At 46.9% G+C, this 14,467-nt stretch carries 12 protein-coding genes; 8 read left to right on the forward strand and 4 right to left on the reverse strand.

Annotated elements, in window-relative coordinates:
- Window positions 1–47: 47 nt before the first annotated feature.
- The 5 genes from NST47_RS11375 to NST47_RS11395 are packed head-to-tail and all read left to right on the forward strand — an operon-like array spanning window position 48 to window position 6,657.
- On the forward strand, window positions 48–1,838 hold the full coding sequence (locus NST47_RS11375; protein WP_341155242.1) for a sensor histidine kinase: 1,791 nt from the start codon (window positions 48–50) through the stop codon (window positions 1,836–1,838).
- Window positions 1,835–3,448, forward strand: a complete 1,614-nt coding sequence (locus NST47_RS11380; protein ID WP_341155243.1) for a response regulator — start codon at window positions 1,835–1,837, stop codon at window positions 3,446–3,448. Before NST47_RS11375 ends, NST47_RS11380 begins: the two co-directional genes overlap by 4 nt.
- Before the next feature lie 47 nt (window positions 3,449–3,495).
- A complete protein-coding gene (locus NST47_RS11385; RefSeq protein ID WP_341155244.1) occupies window positions 3,496–4,668 on the forward strand; it encodes an MFS transporter in 1,173 nt (390 codons plus the stop codon).
- Between the two features lie 36 nt (window positions 4,669–4,704).
- Window positions 4,705–5,766, forward strand: coding sequence for a Gfo/Idh/MocA family protein (locus tag NST47_RS11390; protein ID WP_341155245.1), 1,062 nt, complete (start codon window positions 4,705–4,707; stop codon window positions 5,764–5,766).
- 51 nt (window positions 5,767–5,817) lie between these two features.
- Window positions 5,818–6,657, forward strand: a complete 840-nt coding sequence (locus NST47_RS11395; RefSeq protein WP_341155246.1) for a sugar phosphate isomerase/epimerase family protein — start codon at window positions 5,818–5,820, stop codon at window positions 6,655–6,657.
- Window positions 6,658–6,788: 131 nt separating this feature from the next.
- Here the strand turns inward: NST47_RS11395 and NST47_RS11400 are convergent, their stop codons facing one another.
- Genes NST47_RS11400 through NST47_RS11415 form a run of 4 tightly spaced genes read right to left on the reverse strand, consistent with a single transcriptional unit; the run spans window position 6,789 to window position 10,710 of the window.
- Window positions 6,789–7,253 carry a RidA family protein gene (locus NST47_RS11400; RefSeq protein ID WP_076229358.1) on the reverse strand — a complete coding sequence of 155 codons (465 nt, stop codon included), beginning with the start codon at window positions 7,251–7,253 and terminating at the stop codon, window positions 6,789–6,791.
- 25 nt (window positions 7,254–7,278) lie between these two features.
- Window positions 7,279–8,886 (reverse strand): N-acyl-D-amino-acid deacylase family protein, encoded by a 1,608-nt coding sequence (locus tag NST47_RS11405; protein ID WP_341155247.1) that lies wholly within the window; start codon window positions 8,884–8,886, stop codon window positions 7,279–7,281.
- A gap of 31 nt (window positions 8,887–8,917) precedes the next feature.
- A complete protein-coding gene (locus NST47_RS11410; protein ID WP_341155248.1) occupies window positions 8,918–10,051 on the reverse strand; it encodes an alanine racemase in 1,134 nt (377 codons plus the stop codon).
- Window positions 10,048–10,710: a helix-turn-helix transcriptional regulator gene (locus tag NST47_RS11415; RefSeq protein WP_341159659.1), complete on the reverse strand. Its 663-nt coding sequence runs from the start codon at window positions 10,708–10,710 to the stop codon at window positions 10,048–10,050. The genes NST47_RS11410 and NST47_RS11415 overlap by 4 nt, the downstream gene beginning before the upstream one ends.
- Window positions 10,711–10,927: 217 nt before the next feature.
- Here NST47_RS11415 and NST47_RS11420 point away from each other — a divergent pair, with 217 nt between their 5' ends.
- The 3 genes from NST47_RS11420 to NST47_RS11430 are packed head-to-tail and all read left to right on the forward strand — an operon-like array spanning window position 10,928 to window position 14,434.
- On the forward strand, window positions 10,928–12,274 hold the full coding sequence (locus NST47_RS11420; protein ID WP_341155249.1) for a spore germination protein: 1,347 nt from the start codon (window positions 10,928–10,930) through the stop codon (window positions 12,272–12,274).
- Entirely contained in the window at window positions 12,267–13,328 is a 1,062-nt protein-coding gene (locus NST47_RS11425; protein ID WP_341155250.1) for a GerAB/ArcD/ProY family transporter, read from the forward strand. Before NST47_RS11420 ends, NST47_RS11425 begins: the two co-directional genes overlap by 8 nt.
- A complete protein-coding gene (locus NST47_RS11430; RefSeq protein WP_341159660.1) occupies window positions 13,328–14,434 on the forward strand; it encodes a Ger(x)C family spore germination protein in 1,107 nt (368 codons plus the stop codon). The genes NST47_RS11425 and NST47_RS11430 overlap by 1 nt, the downstream gene beginning before the upstream one ends.
- Window positions 14,435–14,467 lie beyond the last annotated feature (33 nt).

The raw sequence follows: 14,467 nt of genomic DNA on the forward strand, positions 1-14,467 counted from the left end.
TTAATGTAGAGAGGAAGCGTATTGCGGACAGGGGGAGCAGGATCGAGATGAGAGCTAACGGAACGCAATTATGGAATTTCAGCTTAAGAAGGAAGTCGGTAGCGATCTTTTTGCTGCTGGTCACTCTTCCTTCTATTCTGGTAGGTTATGTGATATTGAGCTGGTATGATGAAATATTGAGGCAGCAATTCATAGACTCCATGGAAAAGAACCTGAACACCATCGAGCTGAATCTGACTGAAAAAATCAAGGCTGTTGAAGATATATCCGACTATATGATCTATCAGGATAACTTTCGCAATTTCATGGAAACCCCGGCGACTCCGGCGTACAGAGAGCAAGTCAATAAGGATAGGACCGCAATTGAAGGCTTTATTGCCTTCCAAACGATGTCAAAACGATATATTAAATCAATGTCCTTACAGGGGATTGGCGGCAACGCGCTGCAAATAGGTGAGCCTGTGACGGGATTGGAAACGAATTGGACCGATCAGGCGAAAGCGAATAAAGGTCGTATTGTCTGGACGGATTCCTATCCGCTGGAGAGCGGTTGGACGGGCAGCAAACGAGTCGTCTCGATGATTCGTGTCATTAACTCCTTTGAAAATCCTTCACGTCCGGTGGGTGAGGTCATCGTGCGTTTGGATGAATCGGAAATAACGGACTTATTATCGAATGCTGTTCCTACGGATCAGGGCTCGATTTTTATTGTTCGTGCGGACGGTACCGTTCAGCTGCACCAGGATGCGTTGCTGGTAGGTCAACCATATCCCGATGCAGCCTTGCTGCAAAAGGTGGCAAAGCCGGCTAACAAAGTGTTTTCGTTGAAGGAAAATGGAGTCTCCTACGTGGTGTTCAACCAACAAATGAAAGCGACAGGCTGGAACATTGTAACGATGATCAAGGAAAAGACCATTGTTGAAAAAACTAGGGCAATCAAGGCATCCTTGCAAATTTTGCTGTTCGTTTTCCTCGTCTTTGGATTGTTTGCTTTAATTGGCTTTGAACTGACGATTATCCGACCGATCCTTGCCTTAAGGAAAGAGACGCACCGTCTGAAGCAGGGCGATTTTTCCGCACAGGTGGAAATTCGGTCCCGTGATGAGGTTGGGGAGCTCGGCAGGCAATTCAATATTATGGTAACCACGATGAGGGAATTGATCGATAACAAGTACAAGCTGGAAATTCGGCAAAAGGAATCAGAGCTGCGCATCCTGCAAAGTCAGATGGACCCGCATTTTCTGTATAATACGCTCGACATGATCCGCTGGACAGCCAGACTGGAGAAGGCTCCTGAGACGAGCCAGCTCATCGAGACGTTATCGCGATTTTTTCGAATGGGTCTGAACAGTGAGAAGCGTTTTATCACATTGGCTGGAGAGATGGATTTTGTTCGTTCTTATCTGAATTTACAGCAGAAGCGGATGGGCAGCAAGCTGCAATTCAGTCTCTATATGGAAGCGTCGCTTGAGGGTGCCGTCCTGCTGAAAAAGGTGATTCAGCCGCTTGTAGAAAACAGCATTAAGCACGGGTTCCGGCGACGGGGTGGCCAGATTTATGTACGCTGCTATCGTGATGGACAAGATATGATCATGGAAGTCCTTGATACAGGGGTCGGGTTCACTAAGGATAAAATGGAACAGATTCGTCAGGCGCTTGTTGAAAGAAGCGATGATCCTGCTGTGATGGATCATGCAATCTGTAACATTCATGAGCGCACCTTGCTGGTTTACGGCAGTGGATATGGAATCGAGCTGCCTGATCAACAGCAGGAAGCTGGAGCATGCGTAAGGCTAAGAATCCCTCTATGGATGAATGAACAGGAGGCGGAAGCATGACCATCAGAATGTTGATTGTGGATGACGAGCCGATCATTTGTCAAGGGCTGAGAGAGACCATTGCCTGGGATACCATCGATGTGGAGGTAGCGGGGGAAGCCTATGACGGCCTGGAGGCTTTACAATTCGCAGCCAAGGAGCCGATTGATTTGGTGCTGACGGACATTAACATGGACGGAATGGACGGACTCGAGCTGGCCAAAACGCTCAAGGAGCGGATGCCGCATATCCGTATTATCATTCTTAGCGGTTATGATGATTTCGAGTATGCACGTCGGGCGCTGCGTCTTGGCATCGAGGATTATTTGCTTAAGCCTGTCGACATTGAAGAGCTCATGGCAATGGTACAAAGAATCGGTCAGGAAATCGTACTGGAAGCTGAGCAGGCGCACAAGCGCAAGCAGGAGCTCCAGTTAAAGTGGTTCTCCGAGCTTATCCAAGGCGGAGGGACCATACAAAAGGATACGGATACGCCATCCTTTATATCTCGTGACGTTCATTCCTTCCGATTTATCGCCAGCCAAATTACGGACTATGCAGGCTGGGCCGAGCACGCTTCCGAGGAGCTTCGGCGTTCCGCAAGAAGCCAATGGGAGGCAGCGGTTGCTGCTGCATTAAAGAGCTGCGATCAGGAGGTGATCTCCTTCTTTCATCATCCCAATTTGCTGTTAACGTTATGCATGGGGGCGCATCAAGCAAGCGGTGTCGATTTGACTGTAGCTTTGTCGGAGGCACAAGGCCGGATGTCGGATAGTCCACGTCTGCATTTTGGAATTTCATCGGGTTATGCCTCATTGAAGCAGCTGTATGCCAGTTATACCGAAGCGATGTCGGTACTGCAGCTGGATGCGATACCGGGCTTCGGAAGCTTCAGATTCTACGATGAGGAGCAGGTTGTGAAGCGGAGACCTCAGCAATTTTCCCCTTTAGAGCTGGAAAAGCAGCTGATGCAAGTGCTTTTTTATGGGAGCTATGAAGAATTGGATGAGATTATCGAAAGGATTATGCAGGAGCTTCGCGAGCAGGGGTACCTGCTGAAGGAAATTTTGCAGGCGATCAAGGAATTGAGCATCATTTTGCAGCGTAAACTGCGTACCAACGGGATAGATCTAACGCGCCACACTGATTTATTTAATGCCCATGAAATTGATCTGCTGGTGCACAACTCCAGTCGGGCCTTGAAATCGCTGCTCCGTCGTGAGCTGTGGTCGATGTTTTCGATCATTCATTCCTCTCTTGAAGGCAAGCATCACTGGATTACCGAACGGGTCATCACCTATATCGATTCCAGGCACACCACGGATTTGAAGGCTTCGGAGGTCGCAGCCTGGCTCAAAATCACGCCGAATTATTTCAGTATTATTTTTAAACAAAACTTTGGCAAAGGGTTTGCTGAATATTTGAATGAAGTCCGCATCAATCACGCCAAAGCGATGCTCGTGGAGACGGAGGAGCGCGTATTTGAGATTGCCGAAAAGGTAGGGTATCGCGAATACAAATATTTTTGTTCGATTTTCAAAACATACACAGGAATCACCCCAACCCAATACCGGAAGCTTGCGGTAGTGCCGTCAGGCTCTGCTGGAACTTTGGCGGTGCGTAAGCGCTAGCAGGCTGAAAACAGGGAGTGGCAGTTAAGATGTCGGAAGCTTCTTCAGTGAACGTACGTTCTTTTGGCGTCATCAAAGGATTCAACTTTTTTATTTATGGGGCTATTGCGATTTACAGCTCTTTTTTTCCACTATATTTGAAAGCAGTAGGGATGTCGAACTTTACAATCGGTCTTCTGCTCGCTGGAGGTCCCTTCATTTCACTGCTGTCCAATCCTTTTTGGGGATATTGGAGCGATAGGCTGCAAAATGGCAGACGTATTCTGATCGTGCTGTTAGTAGGTAACGGGGTAGTTATGCAAGCTGTTTTTGCTGTCCATTCCACCTACTTTATTTATGGGTTAATGCTGATTCACTTTTTTTTCCAAACTCCATTATTTTCACAAAGCAATAGCTTAATACTGGATGTCGTTGAACGGACAGGCCACAAATTCGGTGCTTTCCGACTATGGGGGGCATTAGGGTGGGCGATCATGGCGGTGGCCACGGGGCCTATTCTCGAACGTCTCGGTATTCAGGAGTTCTGGATCGTATACGGCTTGATGATCGTGATTTCCATCGTGCTCGGTTGTATGCTCCCGCATCAGGCTCCTGCCGTGAGCACGAAGAAGGTATCCGCTGGCGGCTACGGTAAGATTCTCGGAAACAAGCTGTTCCTGTCCTTGATTATTATAGGAATCCTGATCTCTATTCCCAATTCGATGAATAATATTTTTGTATCGATCTATATATCGGATATGGGAGGCAGCCATGCCTTGATCGGCTGGTCAGCGTTCCTATCCTCGATATTTGAAATTCCGGTTTATTTGCTGCTTGATCGCTATTTACGCAGAGACAACAAGACGATGATCGCCTGCCTGATTGTCGTCAGTCTGCTGTATGCACTGCGCTGGCTGCTGATGTCGATGGCGGTAACGCCCTATCAGATCATTTTCACGCAAACGCTTCATTGCCTTACCTTTGCAGGCTATTATTATGTCGGCACCCAATTAACCGCTTATTTGATTCCTCAGCCATTTCGGGCTTCCGGGCAGGCTGTATATGCTTTAAGCTGGGGAGGCTTGGCAGGCATTATTGCGGGCATTATCGGAGGATGGATGTTTCAGGATCTGGGGGCGCCTACGATGTATCGCATTTGTACCTTAATGGCTTTGCTGGGTGCAGCCGGATTTGCTGTCATGTACATATATGTCTTCAAGTCAACACGGCATCATACATGATTTAACTAATAAAGTAATAATAGGGAGGAATTATTCATGGAAAAGTTGAGGATTGGCGTTATCGGGGCTGGCAGTATCTCAAGCCTGCATATGGACGCTTACGCAAACAATAAGGAAGTTGAGCTGTATGCCATTTGTGATATGAATGTGGAAAGAGCCCAGGAAAAAGCGGACAAATACGGAATTCCCAACGTATATTCGAACGTTCAGGAGCTGCTGGCCAATTCTGAGGTGGAAGCTGTCAGCATATGCACCTGGAACAATACGCATGCGGAATTTAGTATCGCCGCTGTGAACGCGGGCAAGCATGTGCTTTGCGAAAAGCCGCTATGTCAAACGGTTGAGCAAGCATTGGACGTTCAGTCTGCTGTCCAAAGCAGCGGCAAAGTGTTTCAGGTCGGCTTTGTCAGACGATATGGGAATACGACACAAATGCTGCGGCGCTTTATCGATGCTGGAGATTTGGGTGAAATCTATTATGCCAAAGCCAGCTATTTGCGTAGACTGGGCAATCCCGGCGGCTGGTTCTCAGACAGCAAGCGCTCCGGCGGCGGACCGCTAATCGACCTTGGTGTGCATGTGATCGATTTGTGCTGGTACTTGATGGGCAAGCCGAAGGTTCAATCGGTAAAAGGCAATACGTATCGCAAGCTGGGCAACCGCGCAAATGTACAGCATCTATCGTTTTATCAGGCTGCTGATTATGATGCAACCCAGAATGATGTTGAGGATCTGGCGAATGCACTCATCTGCTTCGAGAATGGTGCATCGATCATGGTCGATGTCAGCTTTACCCTGCATGGCATCAAAAATGATGGCACCATCAGCATCTACGGAACGAAGGGCGGGGCACAGGTGGAACCGGAGCTGCAAATTGCAACGGAAAAGCATGACATGATGCTAAATCTTTTGCCTCAGGCTGACACGCTTACGTTCGATTTTGTTGCCGGCTTCCAGAATGAGATCAATCATTTTGTTCGCTGCTGCCTGGGAACGGATGAGACTCTCAGCCCCGTTGAGGATGGTGTGGAAATTATGAAAATTTTATGTGCGGTCTACGAGTCGGCGCAGACAGGGAAAGAAGTTCGTTTCGATTAGAATGGCAAGGTCGTATGGGATTTAATAAACGGAGTCAAATGGAGGATACAGATGAAAACGAGCTTGAGTGTGTGGAGCTGCCATAAGTATTTTTACGATAAAACATGGACAAATGCGGATTTCATTCATTTTGTCGGTCAACAGACGAAGGCGGACGGGATCGAGCTGCTGCATCGTTTTTGGGACCCGGCAACGGATACCCCGCAGGTTGAAAAAGCCTTGCAGCAGGAAGGACTGGAAGTAGCATGCGTTGGGGCTAGTAATAACTTTGCCCTGCCAGACGCGGCAAGTCGTCAGGAGCAATTGAATCATATCATCGAATCAGTCGATATTGCTGCCCGATTTGGCGCAAAGGTTGTGCGGGTATTTTCCGGCAATCAGCAAGAGGGTGTTGCGTACGATGAAGCCAGGCACTGGATCATCGAGGGGCTGAAAGCGGCGGCTGACTATGCAAGCAGTAAGAACATCGTTTTATGTCTGGAAAACCATGGGTTATTCGCAGGCAAATCGGAGCAGGTGCGTTCGATCATTCGGGAAGTGGATTCCTCTGCTCTTCGCAGCACGTTTGACATGGGGAATTTCATGCTGGTTGACGAGAATCCGAATGATGCTTTTGAACAGCTTCAATCTGTCGTTGCGCATGTTCATTGCAAGGATTTTATAAAGGTTGGAGAAGACTTTCAGGGCGAAAGCTATGCTTCCTTATCCGGAGACAAGTATGCCGGTACTATTATAGGAGAAGGCAGCGTGGATTTGCGGCACCTGTTGAGTCGTCTTAAGGAGAACGGTTATGATGGCTGGTTAACCGTCGAATTTGAAGGAAATGCAGAACAGAAGGCAGGCAGCATTCAATCTATCGATCATTTGCAGCAGCTTTTAGGCGAATACTAAGCGGAAGATTCATGTTAAAGCAGCGCAGATAGCGCTGCTTTATTTGTGCAGCACGAAACGAACAGGAGCATGTAAACAAAAACAAGAGTAGAGCATGTGGTACAGGCTCTACTCTTGGCTATTAGCTTCTATTAATCACGTATTTCTGCAATAATCTCGATCTCGACCGGTGTATGGAAAGGCAGCTCGTTCGTTCCAATAGCTGATCTTGCATGTCTGCCGTTATCACCAAACACGTCCACCAATAAATTAGACGCACCGTTGATCACGTATGGCTGATCGGCGAAACCAGGTGCACTGTTGACAAGGCCCAGCATCTTGACAATTTTCACGACACGGTCCAAATCGCCGAGATAGCCTTTCATAACAGCTAGACAGTTGATGATCGTCTGGCGGGCTGCCTCTTGTCCCTGTTCTATAGTAAGATCCGTGCCCAGCTTGCCCTCATACATCAATTCACCGTTAATGCGGCAATCCTGCCCTGACAAATAGATCAGATTACCGGTTTGAACGCAGGGAACATAAGTAAACCGCGGTTCAGGTGATGGGGGGAGTACGATACCAAGCTCGAGTAGTCTTTGTTCAATTTTTGCCATTGTGATGAACCTCCATAAATGTATATTAGTGATGCGTGCAGCAGTGCTGCGCCCGAATCAATTGACCTTCTCTTGCGTGTGTATGCTGATCACGATCAAAGGTTGGCTTGCCATTAACGATAACCTGAGTGATACCTTGAGGATATTGTCTGGGGTCCTCAAAGGTGGCATGATCCTGGATGGTCTCTGGATCGAATACAGCCAGGTCGGCTGCATAACCAGGGACGAGCAAGCCACGCTTGCCGAGCTTGAAGCGCTGTACAGGGAAGGAAGTCAGCTTGCGCACTGCCTGCTCAAGAGTCAGCACCTTCTCGTCACGTACATATTTGGCAAATACCCGTGGGAAGGTGCCATAGAGTCGCGGATGCGGCTTGCCGGTTTCACACGTCAGGCTGTCCGATGCAATAAGCGACCGTTCATAGCCGACTACTTGCTTGACATCCTCGTCAGCCATATGGAAATACACAATTGAAATTCGTCCGTCCTCTTCAAGCAGTAAATCAAGCATGCAATCAACCGGATGCTGACCTCTGATTTCGCTAATTTCCTCAATATGCTTGCCTTCAAGTGCCTTGTTTTTCTCGGAATGAACAGCTGACAGGTAGATGCTTTGCCAGCCGGTGGAGCAGACCAGGTTATCCCAATCCTCATGCTCGCGTCCCAGCTCTTCACGGATACGTTTGCGCATACTTGAGTCTCTGCATAGCTCCAAAACGCCATGGATGCCGCCTTCAAGTGACCACGGCGGGAGCACGGTTGTTAAGGTAGTGGAGCCTGCGCTATACGGGTACACATCGCAGGTAACGTCAAGTCCGCGGGCACGAGCCTGTTCAATCAGCTCCATCGCTTCCATGACCTTGCCCCAGTTGCGCTTGCCTGCAGCTTTCAAATGACTGATATGCAGAGCAACGCCTGTTTTCTCGGCAATCCAGATCACTTCCTTGACGGATGGGATCAGATTGTTGCCTTCACCGCGAATATGGGTCGAGAATAACCCGTTGTACTTGGGCAATATGGAGCATAACTCGGCAACCTCCTCCTTGGAGGTATAGCTGCCCGGAGCATAGAGCAGTCCGATGGAGAAGCCTATAGCACCTGCTTTAAGTCCCTCCTCCAGAAGCTGCTTCATCAGCTGCAGCTCCTGTGCTGTAGCATCGCGCTTGGCGAAACCCATCACGGCAATCCGCAATGCGCCATGTGCGACGTAAGTCGCGATATTCTCGGAGGGAGCGGAACGCGCGAGCGTATCCATGTACTGGGAGACGGTTTCCCACGGCCATTCCCATGAGGTTTTTCCAAGCACAGGCTGGACATAGCTTTGCAGCAGGTCGGCATTCTGCTTGAAAAACGGGGCGGGAGCGAGTCCGCAGTTACCCACGACCTCTGTGGTCACACCTTGCCGGATTTTGATTTCGCTATGGGGATGATCCAATATCATCAGATCGGAATGGCAGTGTCCGTCAATAAAGCCGGGAGAGATGACCTGTCTGTGAACATCGATCGTGCTGCGAGCCTCCTGATCAAGCCTGCCAATTGCTGCAATCAGCCCATCCTTCATGCCGACATCACCCAAAAACCACGGATTGCCTGTGCCGTCTACAATGCGACCGTTTTTCAATATGAGATCAAGCATAGTAACGTCTCCTTCTGTTCGGATTCGGTAGTTATTCCAGCATCCCGCGCCCAAGCACGGTCATTTCCTCGAATGCAGCGCCGTCATGGAAATACACTTTGTTGTGCAGATTAACCGTACTGCATATATGGTTCGGGATGATCCGCAGTCGGCTGCCGACCTGAGGATTGGTGATCTGCGCGTTTGGACCAAGCCGCAGCATACCATGCTCTTCGGAGAGCCGCTCCAGCACCGCATCGTCCAGCCCATCGATGTGGCCGAAGCCCTGAAGCATCAGCGGTTCGACATTGGGCTGCACATCGGTGGCAAATGTTTTACTGCCGCCATCGACCACAGCAAGATCTGCTGACGGTCGGCTCACGACCGTGACCCAGACGCTGCCTGCACAATCCTCCAGGCTGCATACGCCCAGACGGGCCTGCATGCGATCCTGATACACATAAGTGCCCGGTCGGATTTCGGTTACGCCCTCTACAGAAGCTGCATACATGCCTGTTGGAGTTGAGCCTACACTCACATCAACGATTGGAATGCCATTCGCGCGCAGCCGCGCAGCCAAATCGGCCATGATGTGGCCTTCATCCTCACCTGCGGTTTGCAAATCGAGTGTTGGCTTCTGCTTGTAGATCGCTCCGCGGAACGTATAAATACCTGTCAACCGCAAATGCTCCAAGGCATGGATACGTGCGGCCAATTCTGGTGCTTGATCATACAGCACGCCAGTTCGACGCAGACCGGTATCGATCTCCAGTCTTACTTGAAGCTGGTGGCCGCTGCGGCCGGCTGCTTCGTTCATACGCTCAGCACCCTCCAGGCTGTCCACCGCTGTAATCAGTGTGATTTGTTGGCTTAGTCGGATTGCGCGTTCGAGCTTGTCAGTCGTCACAAGCGGATAAGCGATAAAAATATTCGTGATCCCATGCTGTGCCATGACCTCAGCTTCGGACACCTTGGCCACGGTAATGCCTACAGCTCCGGCTTGCAGCTGCTGATGGGCGACCCCAGGCAATTTATGTGTTTTGGCGTGGGGACGAAGCTGAACCTGATTGCTGCGGGCCACCTCCGCCATCTTCTGAATGTTACGCTCCATTGCCGCTTTATCAATCTGGATAAAAGGGGTTTGTGGTTCCTTATTTATGGTTGACTTGCTCGCTGCTTCGCTCATTCGTGGTCCTCATTCCTCTCAGTTTGAGATTTGCTTTCTTCCAAATAGCTGTACAGCGTGTACTTGGAAATGTTCAAGTAGCTGCATATTTTCTCGCCGCTCTTTTTTACCAGGAATGCACCTTTCAGGTCCAACAGCTGAATCATCTTCATTTTGTCCTCTTTCGTCATCGCGGCTACCGGCTTGCCTACCTGCTCCTGAGCTTCCTGAAGCAGGGCTTCGAGCAGGTCGCTCACATTGCTGACGAACGATTCCTTCACCTCTACCTGCTGTCCGCCAGTCGTGAGTGAATCCAGTGTTCGCTTGGCCATCATCAGATCGGTCACATCATAATTGATGCATATGGCTGCGATCGTTGCGCCCTTGCTGTTTTTCTTATACAACGAAGTGGAACGAAGGATGCGGCCATCCTTGGTTTGGGTAATGTAATTGAATCGATTTCCATTCACCTGACTGCCGCGCAAAATTTCCAATCCCAGATTCGTACCAGGGTCGCCGACCTTCCGTCCGGTTATATGACCATTCTCAATCGCCACAATGGTACTTTCGTAATCTCCGGTCAAATCATGAAGCACGACCTCGCATTGCTCCCCGAATTGAGCAGCAATACCTTTAATCAGATCGTTAAAGAATTCAAAATCCTCACGAATAGACTCCATCATTCATCACGGTCTCCTTATTTAAAAATAACTCATGTAAAAGCAGCACCTGCAAAAATAGTAACACAAACAAAAAGAAATTCAAACATAAATTTAGTTAGAATAAATAAAAGTTTGCTTCATTTCATTTAACTGACGATCATATAAGCTCTGTGAGCGATTTGTGGGCTGTATAAAAAAATGGCATAAATCACAATATAAGGATGAGGTGGGGCCAATGTCATTATCGTGTGAAAAAACACCACAATTACAAATCAACCAAATATTCGAAAATAGCTACGATTTCATATGTGCAGAAACGATATTGAATCATACAATCGTACATATTTGTTATTTACAGTCCTTAGTGAATTTTAAAGAAACGCTGGATTTGTTAGTGAATCAGCTCAGCGATGCCGAAGAGGGTATGGATCCGATTCGTTATATGTCACTGTCCTATAATGCCAGAGTGAATCTATCCCTGGATGAACTGGTCAAATCTGTATTGCGGGGTATGTTAATTGTTTTTAAACAGGATGAGATCGAGCATGTGGTGTTTGAACCTTTACATCCTAATATTGCCCGGAGCATCGGCGAAGCTCAAAACGAGAATCCCATCCAAACATCCATGGATGCATTTACCGAAGATATGAAGCTGAATGTGGGTCTGATGCGCAGAAAACTGATGTCAAAAGACTTAATCATTCAATCACATTCCTTAGGCTCTGCTTACCCGCGTGAATTGTCGGTTCTTTATCTACAGGATCAGGCTGACCCGAAGATGGTCAAGCTTATTCAGGATTGCTTAAATGAGAATAAAATGATGGACATATCCGATATTCAGCATTTATTGAAAGCATTAAAGCAGCCCCGGTTCAGCCTCGTCCCCACCTATGTGACTTCAGAGCTTCCCGTAACGACAAAGCATTATCTGCAGGATGGACGGGTCGTGATTTTATTGGATCATTTTCCGTTTGCTATTTCGTTTCCTGCTATAGTCACGGATTTCTGGGCCGTAAAAACCGATCAGGATCATCCGGTCCCTTTTATGATTCTATATCGAATTATTCGCGTAATTTCTCTATTAGTAGCCATTTCCATGCCCGGCTTGTATGTGGTCCTCAATGCCGTTAATCCTGAGCTTCTGCGAATTCAGCTTGCCGTGTCCATTACAGACTCCAGAGAAGGGGTTCCATACCCGGTATTAGTTGAGGTCCTGCTCATGCTGATCATTATTGAAATGGTTATTGAAGCGAGTATTCGGCTCCCCAAGAGCATCGGTCCAACGATCACGATGGTTGGCGGTATTATTCTTGGAGAAGCTGTAGTTCAAGCCAGATTGATGAGTAATTTTTTGATTATTATCGTAGCGGCTACCACCATTGCGCATTTTTCATTGGGAACGTATATGAATTCACTCTCGATTCGATTGTATAAGTATGTAGTTATTTTTTTCAGTGCTTTATATGGAATTTTCGGCTTAATGTCCTCCCTCGTTCTATTGTGTTTCTATTTGGGGAGTATTACCACCTTTTCCGTCCCTTATTTGAGTTATACCGCCAAAAGAGGGAATTCTGATGAATAAAAATTTGGTTTTAATTTTATTTTTACTTGTCCATCTATCTTTGTTTTTTTATCTGTATCCGGTGAACATTATCGAAGCGGCAACAAAGGGCAGCTGGGAACCTATATTGATCGGTTTTCTGTTGGAGGCGCTTCTTACCGGCGTCTATCTTAAGGGATTATCCGCTTTTCCAGGTAAGGATATTGTCGATATATTCACTGGAATTTCGGGAAAATGGATAGCAAGAGCTATGCTTATTCCCTATTTCATTTTTCTGTTTGTAAATTTCATCGTTGCTCATCGCATGGAATTGGATTCGGTTAACGTTGTGCTCCTGCCCAAAACCCCTATGTTATTTCTATTGTTACTTTATGGAATCCCTTTTTATGCAGCTTGGAAAGGCATTCATTCTATAGCACGAGGGGCGATAATAGTGAGTGCCTTCGGTGTGCCATTAATCCTTTTTTCCTTGATGAGTGGCATCAAAAATTTTAGTTTTCAACAAATTTTCCCTTTATTAGATACCCATATGACTTTCTTCGGTAAAACACAATTTTATTCGTCGTTTTTCGCCCACACTGGTTTTTTGTTTCTGGGGATGATAGGTCTCAAGGTTAAGGTAAGCATGCGTTATATCATTCCGGTCTTAATGATGCTTTCCTTTTTTGGACTGTGCGCTGTTTATGTACCCTTATTGATTTTTGGTCCCGAAGCGATTATTTATTTGCGATATCCCGTCGTGTTAACCTCGGATACGGTCGATATGGAATGGGTGATTTTTGATTGGCTGCCTACATTTTTTATTATTTCTACGATAGCCGTCTCTATGGTGGAAGCAGCCGTATCCTTCTGGATCATGACAACCCTATTGCAAAAGCTGTTTTCCTTTCGAAAAAGAGGAGTGGCCATCATAGGCTTAGGCATCATGTCGTATGTCTTTAGTGCAATGATCGTCAATACGGATTGGCTGGATCAACTGAATTCGTGGAATACGGTCTTTTGTTTGTACAGTATCCTTGTAATCCCTATGATGGTATGGATGATGAGTTCAAAGTATAGGAGGAATTCCACGTGATGCCTCGCTCGATGATCCGTATAGGACTCTTTATGTGCTGTCTGGGCTGCCTCGGAATTCTTACCAGCTGTTGGGACACCAAGGATATTAACAAAAGACTCATGCCTGTCGTCATGGGGGTTTGCAAAAATGGCGATCAGCCCTACAAAATTATATTGCAGGTTCCGAGTCCTCAGAAGAAAGGGTCCCAATACTTAGAGGGTGAGGCCCAGACGATTAACAAGGCTATGGATGAAATACGTACGAAGTCTGAAAAAAGTGTTGACCTGCTTCATTTAAGGTTATTTCTCATATGCGAAAAAACGGCCAAAAATAATATTAATGACATTGTCAATTATGGAGTACAGGCAAACGATATTTCGGTAAAAGGATTGGTCGGGATTGTGAGAGGTGATTTCGAGCAGACGATGTATCACAAAATCCAATCCAATCCGGAGCTGTCTTCCTATGATTTTTTCAGTGAACAGGCGGGGTGGACTCCCGACAATACAATCAAACGGCTATGGGAAGTATTTCGTGATATAAATTCGTATACACAGGATATGGCCATTCCTATTCTTAGTAAAGGAACCGACACCCTGTATAATTTCGAAGGTTCTGCCATTATGCGAAAGGACAAAATGGTCGGTGATATTTCTTCGGATGAAACCTTGATTTACAATGCCTTTCAAAGAAAGTATACAGGCGGAACGATAGAGGTTTCGAAGAACAGCAGTGTCTTGATCAAGAAGGCAACCATTAGCCATAAAGTGAAATGGACGGATGCAGGTCCCAGTATGCACAGTCGGCTGAAATTGGAGGTAGTCATTGCAGAGAATAGAGATATCCTATCCGACGATGATATTGCAAAGCTGCTTAAAGAAGATATCGAAAAAAAAGCGGAAAAGCTTATTAACCGACTGCACGCCTATAAAGCCGATGCCCTTGGAATAGGACAATATTTTCGAAGAATCATGACGGAGAGTCAGATGAAAAACTGGAAAAAGCAATGGTTCCCACAAATGAAGCACGAAGTCACAGTAGATATAACGATTCTCAACAACATTTATTTCAAATCTTCTACTAAAATGAAATCAAGACCTGGTACTTCACCAGAAAATAAATGAAATGTAACTAATATTTTTATCAAAAACAGATAG

The sequence above is a fragment of the Paenibacillus sp. FSL H8-0034 genome, from assembly GCF_038000305.1.
Classification (GTDB): Bacteria; Bacillota; Bacilli; order Paenibacillales; family NBRC-103111; genus Paenibacillus_S.